The sequence below is a fragment of the Pseudomonas sp. EZ-C24 genome (assembly GCF_014525325.1).
Taxonomy (GTDB): domain Bacteria; phylum Pseudomonadota; class Gammaproteobacteria; order Pseudomonadales; family Pseudomonadaceae; genus Aquipseudomonas; species Aquipseudomonas shirazensis.
The window spans coordinates 1-1,666 of the sequence record NZ_JACDIU010000037.1; the positions used below are offsets into that span (position 1 = coordinate 1).

General features: G+C 52.7%; 2 rRNA genes. Both read right to left on the bottom strand.

What is annotated here, in order from left to right:
* Window positions 1-27 precede the first annotated feature (27 nt).
* Window positions 28-143, bottom strand: a 5S ribosomal RNA gene (gene rrf / locus IDM28_RS23675).
* Window positions 144-269: 126 nt separating this feature from the next.
* Window positions 270-1,666: ribosomal RNA gene (locus tag IDM28_RS23680) — 23S ribosomal RNA — on the bottom strand; the annotation flags it as partial.

Genomic DNA, 1,666 nt, shown 5'->3' on the forward strand with positions numbered 1-1,666 from the left:
GCGCAGATAGGGGTTTTGCGAAATGAATCTTGACGATGACCTACTCTCACATGGGGAGACCCCACACTACCATCGGCGATGCATCGTTTCACTACTGAGTTCGGGATGGGATCAGGTGGTTCCAATGCTCTATTGTCGTCAAGAAATTCTGTAGCCAGAACGTCCAGATGAACGGCCCAGCAAATTCGGATATGTGATGTTTGTGTACGAATCTTCGGCGTTTCGTCTTCACCACCGCAATCTGCATGAGCAAATTGCTTGGGTGTTATATGGTCAAGCCTCACGGGCAATTAGTATTGGTTAGCTCAACGCCTCACAGCGCTTACACACCCAACCTATCAACGTCGTAGTCTTCGACGGCCCTTCAGGGGATTCTAGATCCCAGTGAGATCTCATCTTGAGGCAAGTTTCCCGCTTAGATGCTTTCAGCGGTTATCTCTTCCGAACATAGCTACCCGGCAATGCCACTGGCGTGACAACCGGAACACCAGAGGTTCGTCCACTCCGGTCCTCTCGTACTAGGAGCAGCCCCTCTCAAATCTCAAACGTCCACGGCAGATAGGGACCGAACTGTCTCACGACGTTCTAAACCCAGCTCGCGTACCACTTTAAATGGCGAACAGCCATACCCTTGGGACCGGCTTCAGCCCCAGGATGTGATGAGCCGACATCGAGGTGCCAAACACCGCCGTCGATATGAACTCTTGGGCGGTATCAGCCTGTTATCCCCGGAGTACCTTTTATCCGTTGAGCGATGGCCCTTCCATACAGAACCACCGGATCACTAAGACCTACTTTCGTACCTGCTCGACGTGTGGGTCTCGCAGTCAAGCGCGCTTTTGCCTTTATACTCTACGACCGATTTCCGACCGGTCTGAGCGCACCTTCGTACTCCTCCGTTACTCTTTGGGAGGAGACCGCCCCAGTCAAACTACCCACCATACACTGTCCTCGATCCGGATAACGGACCTGAGTTAGAACCTCAAAGTTGCCAGGGTGGTATTTCAAGGATGGCTCCATGAGAACTGGCGTCCCCACTTCAAAGCCTCCCACCTATCCTACACAAGCAAATTCAAAGTCCAGTGCAAAGCTATAGTAAAGGTTCACGGGGTCTTTCCGTCTAGCCGCGGATACACTGCATCTTCACAGCGATTTCAATTTCACTGAGTCTCGGGTGGAGACAGCGCCGCCATCGTTACGCCATTCGTGCAGGTCGGAACTTACCCGACAAGGAATTTCGCTACCTTAGGACCGTTATAGTTACGGCCGCCGTTTACCGGGGCTTCGATCAAGAGCTTCGCTTGCGCTAACCCCATCAATTAACCTTCCGGCACCGGGCAGGCGTCACACCCTATACGTCCACTTTCGTGTTTGCAGAGTGCTGTGTTTTTAATAAACAGTCGCAGCGGCCTGGTATCTTCGACCGGCAAAAGCTTACGGGGTAAACCCTTCACCTTCGCCGGCGCACCTTCTCCCGAAGTTACGGTGCCATTTTGCCTAGTTCCTTCACCCGAGTTCTCTCAAGCGCCTTGGTATTCTCTACCTAACCACCTGTGTCGGTTTGGGGTACGGTTCCCGATTGTCTGAAGCTTAGGAGCTTTTCTTGGAAGCATGGCATCAACCACTTCGTCGCCTAAAGGCAACTCGTCATCAGCTCTCGGCCTTG